This window comes from Nocardia albiluteola (genome assembly GCF_018860155.1).
In the GTDB taxonomy this organism is placed as follows: domain Bacteria; phylum Actinomycetota; class Actinomycetes; order Mycobacteriales; family Mycobacteriaceae; genus Nocardia; species Nocardia albiluteola.
On record NZ_JAHKNI010000018.1, the window covers coordinates 126,746 to 140,144 of the forward strand.

Annotated in this window: 11 protein-coding genes and 1 pseudogene; 5 read left to right on the top strand and 7 right to left on the bottom strand. The window is 67.5% G+C overall.

Translation table 11 applies throughout. The features are described from left to right. Window positions 1-220: 220 nt before the first annotated feature. Both KO481_RS36895 and KO481_RS36900 read left to right on the top strand, forming a co-directional pair. Window positions 221-1,498 (top strand): lipase family protein, encoded by a 1,278-nt coding sequence (locus KO481_RS36895; RefSeq protein ID WP_215923175.1) that lies wholly within the window; start codon window positions 221-223, stop codon window positions 1,496-1,498. A 359-nt stretch (window positions 1,499-1,857) separates the two neighbouring features. Next, complete coding sequence (locus KO481_RS36900) at window positions 1,858-2,976, top strand: alkane 1-monooxygenase (RefSeq protein ID WP_245402057.1); 1,119 nt, start codon at window positions 1,858-1,860, stop codon at window positions 2,974-2,976. Between the two features lie 13 nt (window positions 2,977-2,989). Here KO481_RS36900 and KO481_RS36905 read toward each other — a convergent pair whose 3' ends face one another. Beyond that, entirely contained in the window at window positions 2,990-3,526 is a 537-nt protein-coding gene (locus tag KO481_RS36905) for a pyridoxamine 5'-phosphate oxidase family protein (RefSeq protein ID WP_245402058.1), read from the bottom strand. 107 nt (window positions 3,527-3,633) lie between these two features. On the opposite strand from KO481_RS36905, the gene KO481_RS36910 reads away from it, so the two are divergent. After that, window positions 3,634-4,920 (top strand): MFS transporter, encoded by a 1,287-nt coding sequence (locus KO481_RS36910; protein ID WP_215923177.1) that lies wholly within the window; start codon window positions 3,634-3,636, stop codon window positions 4,918-4,920. Between the two features lie 71 nt (window positions 4,921-4,991). Here the strand turns inward: KO481_RS36910 and eccB are convergent, their stop codons facing one another. Further along, a complete protein-coding gene (gene eccB, locus KO481_RS36915; RefSeq protein WP_215923178.1) occupies window positions 4,992-6,500 on the bottom strand; it encodes a type VII secretion protein EccB in 1,509 nt (502 codons plus the stop codon). A 112-nt stretch (window positions 6,501-6,612) separates the two neighbouring features. Here eccB and eccE point away from each other — a divergent pair, with 112 nt between their 5' ends. Continuing rightward, a complete protein-coding gene (eccE, locus tag KO481_RS36920) occupies window positions 6,613-8,328 on the top strand; it encodes a type VII secretion protein EccE (protein WP_215923189.1) in 1,716 nt (571 codons plus the stop codon). 324 nt (window positions 8,329-8,652) lie between these two features. On the opposite strand, the gene KO481_RS36925 is transcribed toward eccE, so the two are convergent. Beyond that, the gene (locus tag KO481_RS36925; protein WP_215923179.1) at window positions 8,653-9,213 is read right to left on the bottom strand and encodes an NADPH-dependent FMN reductase; all 561 of its coding nucleotides are present in this window, start codon (window positions 9,211-9,213) and stop codon (window positions 8,653-8,655) included. Between the two features lie 139 nt (window positions 9,214-9,352). Here KO481_RS36925 and KO481_RS36930 point away from each other — a divergent pair, with 139 nt between their 5' ends. Then, window positions 9,353-10,333 (top strand): GAF domain-containing protein, encoded by a 981-nt coding sequence (locus KO481_RS36930; RefSeq protein ID WP_215923180.1) that lies wholly within the window; start codon window positions 9,353-9,355, stop codon window positions 10,331-10,333. Between the two features lie 155 nt (window positions 10,334-10,488). Here KO481_RS36930 and KO481_RS44945 read toward each other — a convergent pair whose 3' ends face one another. From KO481_RS44945 to KO481_RS36950, 4 genes and pseudogenes are all read right to left on the bottom strand, one after another. Beyond that, window positions 10,489-11,718: an NAD-dependent epimerase/dehydratase family protein gene (locus KO481_RS44945; protein ID WP_372452176.1), complete on the bottom strand. Its 1,230-nt coding sequence runs from the start codon at window positions 11,716-11,718 to the stop codon at window positions 10,489-10,491. Window positions 11,719-11,727: 9 nt separating this feature from the next. Further along, window positions 11,728-11,964: pseudogene (locus KO481_RS36940) on the bottom strand (NAD-dependent epimerase/dehydratase family protein); the annotation flags it as partial. A 4-nt stretch (window positions 11,965-11,968) separates the two neighbouring features. After that, the gene (locus KO481_RS36945) at window positions 11,969-12,778 is read right to left on the bottom strand and encodes an S-methyl-5'-thioadenosine phosphorylase (protein WP_215923181.1); all 810 of its coding nucleotides are present in this window, start codon (window positions 12,776-12,778) and stop codon (window positions 11,969-11,971) included. Window positions 12,779-12,801: 23 nt separating this feature from the next. Further along, a complete protein-coding gene (locus KO481_RS36950) occupies window positions 12,802-13,215 on the bottom strand; it encodes a P-loop nucleotide/nucleoside kinase family protein (RefSeq protein WP_215923182.1) in 414 nt (137 codons plus the stop codon). Window positions 13,216-13,399 lie beyond the last annotated feature (184 nt).

Below are 13,399 nucleotides of genomic sequence, written 5' to 3' on the forward strand. Positions count from 1 at the left end.
GCCGCCCGGCGGGCGTTGCATCGCACCGACGACTCGGTCATCGCTCGCCGATTGCCGAATCCAGGTATCGACCTCCAGACTTGCGCCCGCAATATGGCCTAGGCTGTGGCCGCGGCACCACGAACTTCGTGTGCCTGGTTCTACGCTCGAACGCAGATACTCGCAGTATCCGATCTGAATCTAGCTGCAGTGGATAACCCAATCGCAGGAAGGATCGAATATGAGGAGCGGAAGACGCGCCTGGGTCGCAGCCTTGACAGGAACCCTCGTCGTCGCCGGCGGTGGGGCGATTGCCGCACCGCCCGCATGGACGCAGCCGCCGGCGGCGCAGTCACAAGGCAACATTATCGGTGCCCAATCGTCGCATCTGGCATTGCCGGTCCCCGGACAGTTCGGGACGATACCGGCGAATTCGGCACGCATTACATATGCCAGCAGCGATACCAATGATTCTCCGACCACGGTGGTGGGAACGTTTCTGGAGCCGACCCAGCCGTGGACCGGTCCGGGCGAACGGCCGTTGGTGGCGTATGCGGGTGGTACACAGGGACAAAGCAATCAGTGCGCGCCTTCGGCAATGCTCTCCCAAGTGATCCGATATCAGCCTCCGGCCGACGCAATCTTCGAATACGACCTCATCGCGATCGATCAACTGTTGTCCCGCGGCATGGCGGTAATGATAACCGACTATCACGACTTCGGCATACCGGGAATCCACGACTTCCTCAACCGCAAAACACAAGGCTATGCCGTACTGGACTCCGCTCGTGCCGCGTTGCGGTTGCCCGGCACCGGCCTCAACCCCCACTCGCCGGTAGTGCTGTACGGCTACTCCCAGGGCGGGATGGCTTCCGCCGCCGCAGCCGAGCTGCAACCGAAGTACGCCCCCGATCTGAACGTGCGTGGCACCTACACCGGCGCGCCCCTCGTGGATCCCGAGGACTACATCGCGCGCAACGACGGCCGCCCGGGCGTCGCACCAGCCATCGCATGGATCCTCAATGGCATCGCCGCCGATTATCCCGACACCCGTCCGGCGCTCGACGCCGCGCTCAACAATGCCGGTAAGGCGATTCTGCACGATTCGATAGGAAAATGCGGCGGGGGCCTCTCCGGTCTTTTCTCGCAACCGCAGAACACATCCCAATGGACCACCAGCGGTCAGCCGATTACAGCCGTGATCAATAGCACCCCCGAGTTGAAAAGGGCTTTCGATGAGCAGCGACTGGGCGGGCTCGCCCCATCAGCACCGGTGCGCATCTACACGGCCAGGAACGACGAAGGATCACCCTACCCGCCGATCCGCGCGATGGCCCAAAGCTGGTGTGGTCGCGGTGTGGCAGTTCAGCTGCTAGCGGACACCGGGATGCCCCCGGTGTCCGGAATTGTCGGTACCCACGATTTGTCCTTTTTCCCGTCACTGACGGGCTCGCAACAATGGGTGACCGATCGCCTTGCGAATGTGCCGACCCCCGTCAATTGCGCGGCTCTACCGTAATTACGGATGCGCTAACGTAATTATGGATGGGCTAACGATTTCGGCACACCGATATTCCGATTGGGTTGCGGGTCTGTCAACATCACGCATCATCGGCTGATCGAATGTGCACGATTCGAAATATTGCGCCCGGCCACGGGTCGGACCGCGGGTCGATTCGCGCCCTGGTCCGACCCGACCGATAGCGTATAGAGGAAAAGGTCCCTGATATTGCCGCCAAAAGTCACCGACACCTTCATGAATTTCTCTTTGGCATACAGCAGAGGAGCGGCTACCGTGTAGCGAGGCTGTTCGGCGTTACCGCTTTCAGCGGGCATTCCTTCACTCGTACGTTTGTCGGTTGGATGAGCGAGGCGACTATGACGATCCTCAAACGCACGTACGTTCGCGATCACAAACGCTATCTCTGGATCCTGAGTACGGGAGCGCCAGTTAGCGCGCTCCTGCCGGCACAACTGGTGCACCTTACGGGACTGGTGCTTTTCTGGTGGATCGGTCCGATCTTCGTGCTGGTGGTGATCCCGCTGCTGGACGTTGCGATAGGGAACGACGGCAGCAATCCCAGCGACGAGGACTACGAGAGATTGTCCAACGATCGTTATTATCGTTGGTGCACGTTTCTCTTCCTACCGATCCAGTTCATCGGTCTGGGTGTCGCGGGATATATGTGGTCCAGCCATCAGCTGAGGCTCGTCGACAAGCTCGGGCTGACCGCGACCGTGGGGATCGTCTCCGGTATCGGCATCAATGCAGCCCACGAACTCGGCCACCGCGCCGAGCATCTCGAACGCTGGCTAGCGAAAATTGCACTGGCGCAATCCGGATACGGACATTTCTTCGTCGAACACAACCGCGGCCACCACGCCCGAGTCGCCACACCGGAAGACCCGGCAAGCGCCCGATTCGGCGAGTCACTGTGGGCGTTCCTGCCGCGCAGTGTGTGGGGCGGCTTCCGCTCGGCGCTCAGCTTGGAACGAGAACGCCTGTCCCGCCAGGGCAAGAGGTGGTTCAACTGGGACAACCAGCTGCTGCAGGCGTGGTCGATGAGCGTCGCGTTGTTCGGCGCGATGATCCTCGTCTTCGGGTACGGCATCATCCCCTTTCTCGCGCTGCAGGCCGTCATTGGCTTTGGATTGCTCGAGACAGTGAACTACCTGGAGCACTACGGGTTACTCCGCGCGCGCCGCGCCAACGGTCGCTACGCGGGCTGTTCACCGCGCGACAGCTGGAACAGCGACCGCCTGCTCACCAACGTCTTTCTGTTCCACCTCCAACGCCACAGCGACCACCACGCGAACCCCGGCCGCCGCTACCAGACCCTGCGCACCTCCGAACAGGCACCACAGCTGCCCTATGGGTACGCCACCATGCTCGTACTGGCCATGGTTCCGCCGCTGTGGCGCGCAGTGATGGATCACCGGGTCCTGGCCCACTACGACGGCGACACCTCGCTGGTCAACATGGGACCTCGGAAGTGACCGAGCCGTTTCATCAGTCGAAGGTCCAGCGGGTGGCGCCGCCGGGATCCACGCCGACCGCGCTCGCCGCGGTGGCCGCAATGCGGTAGATGCGCCACGGCGGCGAGCCCGCCGAGGGTGCGCTGAAGTCGGCGGTCAGGGCCAGGCCCGAATCGTCGACGCGGCACGGCCAGCCCCCCTCGGCCCAGCGCTGCGCCATGTCCGCGACCACGGCCTTGTCCGCGATCAGCTCCGCGACGCCCTCGACGACAAGGTCGACGGTGTTGAGCGCCAGGCTCAGCGCGCAGCGCGGATCGCGGGCGAGGTTGCGGCCCTTGCGGGATCGTTCGCCGGTTTCGAACCAGAACGCGCCGTCGACCCACAGCGCGCCCAGGCCCGTCACGTGCGGGCTGCCGTCGGGATTGAGTGTGGTGAGCCAGCAGCTGTGCCGGTCGGGACCGCCGGAGCCGGGCACCAGGTCGTAACCCCCTTCGAGGCGAGAGGCGATGTCCGGCCAGCTCAGCGGGGCCAACTCGTACAGGTCGGCAAGATTTTTGGTCTCCATGGGCATGCAGACGCCTCGACTCCGCCCGATTCATCGGCCCGCGGGTTAAGTTTCGTGAGGCGCGGTCGAGCGGAATGGCCCGTCGTACTCCTGAGAAGAGGGCAGGAACGCACATGGCAACAGCCGTACCCAAGGCACCCAGGCAGAAACTCACCGCCGATCAACGGAATTCGTTCTTCGCCGCCCAGCTCGGCTGGACGATGGATGCCTTCGACTACTTCCTGGTGGTGTTCGTCTACGCGGATATCGCCCACACCTTCCACATGAAGACCACCGAGGTCGCCTTCCTGACCACGGCGACGCTGATCATGCGCCCGGTCGGCGCGTTGCTGTTCGGTCTGTGGGCCGACCGGGTGGGCCGCCGAATCCCGCTGATGGTCAACGTCGCGATGTATTCGGTCATCGGGTTCCTGTGCGCCTTCGCGCCCAACTTCACCGTGCTGATAGCCCTGCGCATGCTGTACGGCATCGGCATGGGCGGCGAGTGGGGCCTGGGCGCCGCGCTGGCGCTGGAGAAGATCCCGGTGCAGCGGCGCGGCTTCTTCTCCGGGTTGCTGCAGGAGGGCTACTCGTTCGGGTATCTGCTTGCGTCGCTGGCCTCGCTGCTGGTCATGAACTGGGCGGGACTGTCCTGGCGGTGGATGTTCGGGCTGTCCATCATCCCGGCGCTGATCATCCTGATCATCCGCACCCGCACAAAGGAATCGGAGGCCTGGGAGCAGACCCAGGAGCGAATGCGCGCTACCCAGACCAGGATTCGCGACATCATCGGCAATCCCGCGATCATTCGCCGGTTCGTCTACCTCGTGCTGCTGATGACGGCGTTCAACTGGATGAGCCACGGCACCCAGGACATCTACCCGACGTTCCTGTCCGCCCACGTGCATCACGGCGCGGGCCTGAGCACAGTGGCCGCCAAGTGGATCGCGGTGATCTACAACATCGGCGCCATCATCGGTGGCGTCGTCTTCGGCTCACTGTCCGAACGCTTCGGACGCCGCTACACCATCATCTTCTGCGCGGCGCTCGGTCTGCCGATCGTGCCGCTGTTCGCCTATTCGCGCACCGCAGCCCTGCTGTGCCTGGGCTCGTTCCTGATGCAGCTCATGGTGCAGGGCGCCTGGGGAGTCATCCCCGCGCATCTGACCGAGATGTCGCCCGACGCGATCCGCGGCTTCTATCCGGGCGTCACCTACCAGCTCGGAAACCTGTTCGCCGCGCTGAACCTCCCCATCCAGGAGCGGCTGGCCGAACACCACGGATATCCGTTCGCGCTGGCGGCCACCATCATTCCGGTATTCATCGCAGTGATCATCCTGACGGCAATCGGCAAGGAGGCCAAGGGAGTTCGCTTCGGCGCCGAATCGGGACCGGCGGATCGAGTTCAAGCCGCCACCTAGATCTGGATCCCGAAATACGAACGAGCGCACGGTCTTCGAGGACCGTGCGCTCGTTTCGATAGTGGGACAGCTCAGTTCGACGACGAAGACGACGAGGACGAGTTGTCCGCGGTCGACTTCACCAGCGTCTTGGCCGGACTCGAATCCGGTGCGACACCATCATGCGCAACCATCGCATCCTGACGGGACAGGGTCGGCCCGGGCGCGAGCAGGCCGACGATCGGCCACGGCGCGGGCTCGGACTTGGCCTTCGAAGAATCCATGCCCAGCGCCTTGGCCGCATCGGTGTCCTTGATGCCGTAGCGAACGCCGGTGTCGGAGATGAAGAACTGGCTGTCCTTGCGCTGGCTGTCGGGCTCGATTCCGGTGGTCTGCACCAGGATTCCGGTGCCCGGGGTGCTGTAGAACTGGCCGACCTTGTCGCTGCCCGAGGCGCCGGCCTGCGCCAGGGGAACGGCCTTGGCGCTGTCCGGGATCGGCAGCGCGTGGCCCGTGATGAGGGACAGCTCGGCGTGCTTGCTGCCGTCGGAGGTGTCCGCGGAGTTCAGCGGCTTCCAGGACAGGCAGTCGACCGGCTGATCCTTCGACTCGATGATGGCCGGCGCGGTGTCGGGGTAGTCCTTCACCTGCAGGGTGGTGACGATATTGACGTGGGCGCGGTCGTACGGGTTCAGGTCGCCGCTGCTCGAGGTCGGGTTGGAGTTGCGGATGATGTCCGCGGTCAGCGCCGAAATCTGTTGAATGCCATTGTTGAGCGCCACGTAGTAGCTCTTGTCGGTGCCGAGCTCGAGGATGTCGCCGTTACGGTGACTGGGCAGCATCGACAGCCCGCCCGGATCGGTGATCGTCGGCGCGGCGATCGGCAGCACCTCGGGGATTGCGTTCAGCAGGCCCTCGCTGATCGGGCGCGGCGTCTCCCCGGTGATGTGCAGCGCGTCGGTCACCGAGCGCTCGTTCAGGTTCACCCGGGCGCGCTTGTCGTCCCAGATCAGGTACGCCGCGTCGCGACCCTGCACCAGCAGCGCGTTGCCCTTGGGCAGCGTCGAGGCCTTGTCGGAGCCCATCGACAGATCGCCCGCGATGGCGGTGCTGGTCAGCGTGTCGCTGCCGTCGTTCTTCAGCTCGTCGCAGACCGTCCACAGCCGGCCCTTGCCGCTGGAGTCGAAGCTCAGCAGCGAGGGCGCGCCCGGGATGCCGATCAGCGGCCCCATCGGCTTCTGCGACAGCTGCGATTCCGCGACGCTCGCGGGGGTGTCGGACTTGCCGATCGCCAGCCGGGCCGAGGCCAGATTCAGCGCCGGATGCACGGTCCCGTCGATCACCGCGTAGATCTGGCCGGAATTCTTGCCCATCAGAATCGTGCTGTTGCCGATCGACCCCTGCGGCTTGAGCAGCGCCAGCACCGCGCAGCCGGCGAGCCCGAGCACGCCCAGAATCAGCCCCACGGAGTAGGCGCGCGACTGAGAGCGCATGGGGTCGTGCAACATTCGCACATCCCGGCGCACCAGGGCGTGCTCCATCCGGCGGACCAGAAAGCGGTAACCGCTGACCTGCCACCGTGTTGTTGGTCTTGAAGGCATGAGTCCTCCCCCGAACAGTGCTCGCGTTCGGAGAACACAGTACAGTTCACGGGGACTTCATTTCAGCTCGGCCATCCGAACTGGCCGATACCGGGTTACTTGGGGGACGATGATGGCCGCACCCAGCGGGGCGTACAGGCGCCCGCTTCTCGGACGGATCACGCTGCCGAATCTGCTTGCGGCGCAGCTGCTCGGACTGGTCGTCGTGCTGGTGGTGCTGGTCCTGACCGACATCGTGCACATGCCGGGGTGGTACGCGTTCGGTCCGGCCGTGGTCGTGGGTCTGCTGCTGCTGATTCCGGTCGGCAAGCGCACCGTGGCCTCGTGGATCGCGACGATGTGGCGGTACACGACCAACCGCGGCTACGAGATCGGCGACACCGTCGACTTCCGCGGCCCCGACGGGCGTTCGCTCGGCCTGTTCTGGGAGGGCAGCCGGGTGGTCGCGGTCGTCGAGGTGCTGCCCCCGCGCGGCGGGCTGACCCGCATCGACCGCAGCACCGTGCACGCCTCGCACCTGCTGCCGCTGCCCGAGCTGGCGCAGTGCCTGACCCAGCACGACATCAAGCTGTCCGGTATCGACATCATCAGCCACGGCCACCGCAGCCGCTCCGGCACGCCGGCCGGGCCGATCTACGAATCGCTGCTCGGGCCGCTGCCCGCGACCGCGCACCGCACGGTGTGGCTCGCCATCAGCTTCGACGCGGTGGCCTGTCCCGCGGCCGCCGACCGGCGCGGCGGCGGTACCGAGGGCGCGTGCCGCGCGGTCACCGTCGCCACCCAGCGCATCGTGCGCACGCTCGAGGATGCCGACTGCTCCTCGCGCGTGCTGACCGCACCCGAGATCCGCAAGGCTGTGCTGCAGATCAGTGCCGGGGTCGACCCGCGCACGCTGACCCAGCGCTGGCGGTACGCCGAGCTGGGCAACGGGGTCAACATCGGCGCCGCGGTCGATCCGAAGCGGCTCGGCTCGGACCTGCTCGCCCAGCTCTGGGTGCCGGCCTCGCGCGGCACCACGGTGTCGGTGCGGCTGCGCCCCGGCAGCTCCGGCGAGTCGGTCAATATCGGCGCGGCCTGGCGGCTGAGCGCCCGCGAACTGCCGGAGAAGACCAAGCGCAAGGGCATGGTGTCGATGAGCGGGCGGCATCGCGAGAGCCTGCTCGCGCACTTCCCGATCGGCATCCCGGACGTCGACGACACGGTGCCGCTGAGCGAATATCCGATCGACGTCATCGGGGCGCTGCACCTGCCCTCCTCGGGCTGCGGTCAGCTGATCGGCTCCGACTCCGAGGGCAACGGTGTCGCGATTCGGCTTGTCGGCCAGGGTATTTCGACGGTGTACGTGGCCGGCGAGCTGTATCTGGCGCAGCAGCTGGTGTTCCGGGCACTGGCCGTCGGCGAGCGCATCCTGATCCGCACCGACCGCCCGCAGGCCTGGCAGCAGCTCGTCACCACCATCGGCAACCCCGACCGGCTCACCATCGCGCTCGAGACCCATCAGAGCGACTCGGCGTTCACCGCGGCGGTCGTGGACGGTGTGCTCGCGCCCGCACCGCACGCCGGTGTCACCACGATCTACGTGACCGGCGATCCGATGGGCTGGCCGTCCACCAAGCCCGATCTGCAGGTGCACCAGCCCGGCGCGATCGGCAACCACGTCGTCCTGCGCACCGGCACCACCCAGGTCGATCTCACCCTGGTGTCGATCCCCCGCGAGACCACCTACATCGGCTCGCCCCGCCAGCAGCAGCCACAGCCGCAACAGCGCGGGCCGCAGCCGCCGCGCGGACCACAGCAGCCGCCGCGTCATCCGGCCGCCCGCCGCTGATCCCCGCCACGCCACCACCGGCCGCCCCCTGGGCGAGCAGCGTAGACCCCGATCGGACTCTGCAGGCTGTCACGCACCAACCGGCGGCGGCAACGCGAACGCCTCGGAGTCGCCCGTGCGCACCGGCCGAATCCTGCCCGAGGTCAACAGAAGTACCCACCGGGCGGCGTCGGTCCATCGCGCAGGTTCGGTGATGAGCAGGATCGGATCCCCGGCAGCGCTCAGCATTCCGGCCGGACGAGGCAGCGCGGGACCCGCACCGTCGCCGAGCGCGCTCGAGGCCGCTCGGGCGGTCGGGTGCGCCGTGGGAACGACCGCCCGGACTCAGCCCGGATACGGGTCCGCCGCGCGTGCCTCACGCAAATGACCTCCCCACCAGGCAAGTTGGCGTAGCAGTCGCTCGGCGGCATCGATCGCCGCGCCGTCCCGGGTCTCACCGTTCGTGTCGAATGCGCGCTTGGCCTGGTGGAAGCTGACCGATTCGCGGATCGAGACCATGTGGATCTCGGCGACGACCTGGCGGAGCTGCTCAATGGCCCGCAGGCCGCCCGAGAGGCCGCCGTAGCCGACGAATCCGATGGGCTTGGCGCGCCATTCGTGCTTGGCGATGTCCAGGGCCGTCTTGAGGGCAGCCGGGTAGCCGTGGTTGTACTCGGAGGTAACGGCGACGAAAGCGTCTGCGGCGGCAAGGCGTTCGCGGTAGGCCACGGCCTCGGGGGTATCGGTCAGTCCGGCGGGCAGCGGGGTGTGCATCAGATCGATGACGCCGACGTCGAACCGGGCATCCGCGCGCGCGGTCCGCAGGAACCAGTCGGCCACCACGGGCGCGAACCGGGCCGGCCGCACACTGGCGACGATCACCTCGAGGCGCAGTGGAGTACTCATGCGCACGAGCCTAACGGGCGCGCTCGGCGACCTAGCCGACCCTTAGCTGATTGCCGATGGCGCAATGGTGCACCATATTCGCTGGCTAGGGCGACCGCCGGCGCGTAATCGGGCGAAACCATCGGGAGGAGAGTGGTACGTGGATCTCGGGGATTGGCTGCTGATCGAGACGCTGGGGCCGCCCGAGTGCTGGTCGGTGCTGGCCGTGGGCACCTCGCCGCGGCGCTGGAAATCGCTGGCGCGCACGGTGCCCGGACAGGTGATGCCCCTCGTCGCGGCCGCGCGTGCCGCCGGGGAGCCGATCGAACGAATCCTGCCCAAGTCCCGGCACACCTGGTCGCAGCAGCCCGCGTGCGCGATTCCCGTTGTCGGGCCGGACGATTACGTCCACGCGGTGCACCTGCGGGTGGGCGAGGGGTCGAGCACGCCCGCCCCCGTGGGGCCGTATCGGTTCACCAACGACGACCGTCGGCTGGAGGTGGTCTCCACCGGGCTCGGGCCCGACTTCGACCGCGACCGGTCCACCTGGATGGGCGCGGAGTCGTTCGAATACGTCGAGCGTTTCGACGGCGCGCTGGATTGGGTGACGACGATCGCGAAGAACGAGCCCGGCTCACGCTGGATGGGCGAGCTGACGGTGCGCAGCAACGGCGGACTGCGCACGCTGCTGACCGCGGCCCGCAATGCGCACGACGATCTCCAGCTCTGGCGCGGGCTGCTCATCGATGTCACCGAGAGCGTTCCGCCGCAGGGCAAGTCGTTCGAGGCGGCCACCGTGGACACGCTGGTGGAGGCGAATCCGGGCCTGTATCTGGCGGTCGTCGACATCGAGCAGGTCCGGGTGCTGCGCTGGATCAGCGGGCCGATCCCCGGCCTGCGCTGGTCCGGCGACACCCAGGAGCGGTCCATGCCGCATCCCGACGACCTGGACCGAATTCGCACCGCCCACAACGATATTCTCGCCGGCAAACCGGTGCAGGCGCTGCCCGCCGTGCGGCTGGCCGCCGACGACGGCGGCTGGCTGGTCGTCGACGTCGAGGTCACGCCCCTACCCCACGGCCCGCAGGACGGCGCACCCCCGCGATTCGCCCTGGTGCGCTTCCAGCTCGACAAGGGGTAACGCGCACAAGCCCGCAGCGCATGGGCGACAGCGCACGCCGTGACAGCGCAGCCCCCGCCCCTCATGTCGGCAGGTTCTCGGCCCGCCCACGCGCCGCAAGCGCGGGAGATCCCGGGACGAAGCATGCCGGAACGACGATGTGGGCCGGTTCCGATCTAGGGCTTGGCCGGCGCGATGGCGTAGTCGGCGAGCCCGCGGTCGGGCGCGATGGCGGCGGCGAAATCTACTGTGCGACGGGCGCGTTCGGGGTTGGCGACGATGTGACGCGCGTCCGTGATCCGGTACTGGCCGCTGACGACGGGGCCGGGGCCACCGCAGGCCCGGGACATGATCGAGGCCACCTCCCACAGCGTGATCGGGCGGCCCGAGGCGATGTTCAGCGGGACGAATCCGGACAGCGGGCGCTGCGCGACGGCGACCGTGGCCGCGGCGACATCGCGCACATGGACGAAATCGCGCACCTGGCCGCCGTCCTCGAAGACGAAGGGCGCACGCCCGGAGGTCAGTTCCGCCCGGAATCGCGCCGCCACCCCGGAATGCGCTGTCAGCGCGACGTTCTCGCCCACCGGATCGCCGTACACGTGGTGATAGCGCAGCACCGTCACCGCGCCCCCCGTAGCGGCGCCCCAGGCCATCGCATAGTTCTCCTGCGCGACTTTGCTTGCCGCATAAGGGGTTCGAGGCCGCAACGGAGCGTCCTCCCCGACCGGCTCCCACGTCAGGATCTCCCCCGTCCGCGGCGCGCGGTGATCGAACATGCCGCGATCCAGATCGGCCCGGCGGCGCACGCCCGGGAAGAACGGCCCGCTGCGCAGCCCGCGATAGCGCCCCTCCCCGTACACCGACACCGACGAGGCGAGAATCAGCCGCCGGACCCCGGTCTGCTCCATCGCCGACAGCAGCACCGCGGTCCCGAAATCGTTGTGCGCGGCGAAGAACGCGGCACCCTGCATGCTCGGGCCGCCCGGTCGCCCCGGGGTCGGCGCACCCTCGGGAACGCCCACGCCCGCCGGAGACACAGCCGCCACGGCCCCGGTATGCGGGCCGCCGCTCCCCGCCGACGACACAGCCGCCACAGCCCCGGTACGCGCGCCGCCGATCACCCGCGGCCCAGGTTCCGTCACCGGCTGGCCCGCAACGTTTCCCGGGCGCCCATCGCCACTCCCCACATACCCGGCCCCACGCCCCGGCTGCCCATCGCCGCTCCCAGGTCGCCCGGCACCACTGCCCGGCTGCCCGCCGCCGCTCCCCGACCGCTGCGCACCTCCACCGGTGCCCACCGGCGGCCGAGTATCCCGCCGGGTTCCCGGCTCGACCGCGGGTGCTCCCGAGACACTGATCGGCTCGGTCACCCTGGCGCCATGTCCCATCGAACCCGGCGGCATAACCAGCGATCCCGGTGGCAGTGCCGCGGCCAGGTGGACGACGACATCGATCCCGCGCAGCAGCGGCGTCAGTGCCTCCGGATCGCGGATATCGATGCGCAATATCCCCTCGGGTGTCTCCGGAACGACGCCGTGCACCGCCTCCAGCAACGCATCGACCGCGACCACCTCATGCCCGGCGGCGGCCATGGCGCGGTGCACGTGTGATCCGATGAATCCGGCGGCGCCGGTCAGCAGTACCCGCATGCGATCAGGGCAGTTCGAACGGCAGGGTGACTCCGGCGTGGACCCGGCAGTGCTCGCAGCTGTCGGTCCCCTCGACCTGCGACACCGCATGGCGCACAAGCTTCTTGAACGGCACCAGGTTCTTTTCGAACGCCTCGAACACGGCCGCGGCGCTCACGCCCTCCCCCGACTCCAGCCCGGCATCCAGGTCGGTAACCAAAGCGATTGCCGCGTAGCACATCTCGAGTTCGCGGGCGAGCACCGCCTCGGGGTATCCGGTCATGTTGACCAGCTCCCAGCCCTGCGCGGCGAACCAGCGGCTCTCCGCGCGCGTGGAGAACCGCGGGCCCTGCACCACGACCATCGTCCCGTGCGGCTGCATCGGCAGCTCGTCGACGGCGGATCGCGTTGCGGCCGAGCGCAGTTCGTCGCAGTAGGGATCCGCGAACGAGACGTGGACGCCGCCGTTGTCGAAATACGTCTGCGCCCGGCCCGATGTGCGATCCACCAGCTGATCCGGCACCGCCACGGTGCCCGGCCCCCAGTCCGCACGCAGGCTGCCCACCGCACAGGGCGCGAAGATCCGCCGCACCCCGATCGACCGCAGCGCCCACATATTCGCCTGATACGGAACCGTGTGCGGCGAGTACTCGTGCTTGCGCCCGTGCCGGGGCAGGAACGCCACCTGCCGCCCCTCGACCTCCCCGACGGTGATCGGCGCACTCGGCGCACCGTAGGGCGTGTCGAGCTCGAGCGTCACCGCATCGTCGCCGAAGAAGTCGTAGAAGCCACTACCACCGATAATGGCCAGCGCGGGCCGGGGAACCGAACTCATGCGCCGATTCTCGCGCACGGCGTTCACCGACGCGAACCCCGGCCCATCGTGGCGCGGCCGACCTGCGCGGCGAGCCCGGCACAGTCGACGGGTGAGGTTGTGTCGACGACGACCACCGGACCGATTCGAAGCGGTTCGGCGTGCTCGGCGCCGGTCCTGGCGATCCCAGCTTCCGCGAATTGCAGATCACGGGGTCTGAACCACCACGAGTCGACGACAACGGCGGTTTCGATCGCCCGCGCCAGCGACCAGACGGTGTCCATCGCGATTCCGCCGAGCGCCGGAATGCCGGCCGCGGCGCCGATGGACTCGACCAGCGCCTCCTTGACGGCATCTTTCGAGAGAAACAGGGCGTTCAGCGCAGGGGCCAGTGATCGGCCCAGGGTTGTCTTGCCCGAGCCCGGCAATCCGTTGATCAACACCAGCAGCGTAGGCATGAGGTCAGCATGCCCGGCGATCGCGGATGCCGGTCGCGATATGCCCGGCCGGGGATGTGATGCTCCTATTGCTGTCAAGCGGTTGTGAGCCATTGTCTGTAGGTGTTGGCGAGTTCGTCGTCGCGTTGGAGTCCGCGTTCGATGCGGGAGATGGTGGTGGGCCAGAGTCCGAAGTGGCGGGCGG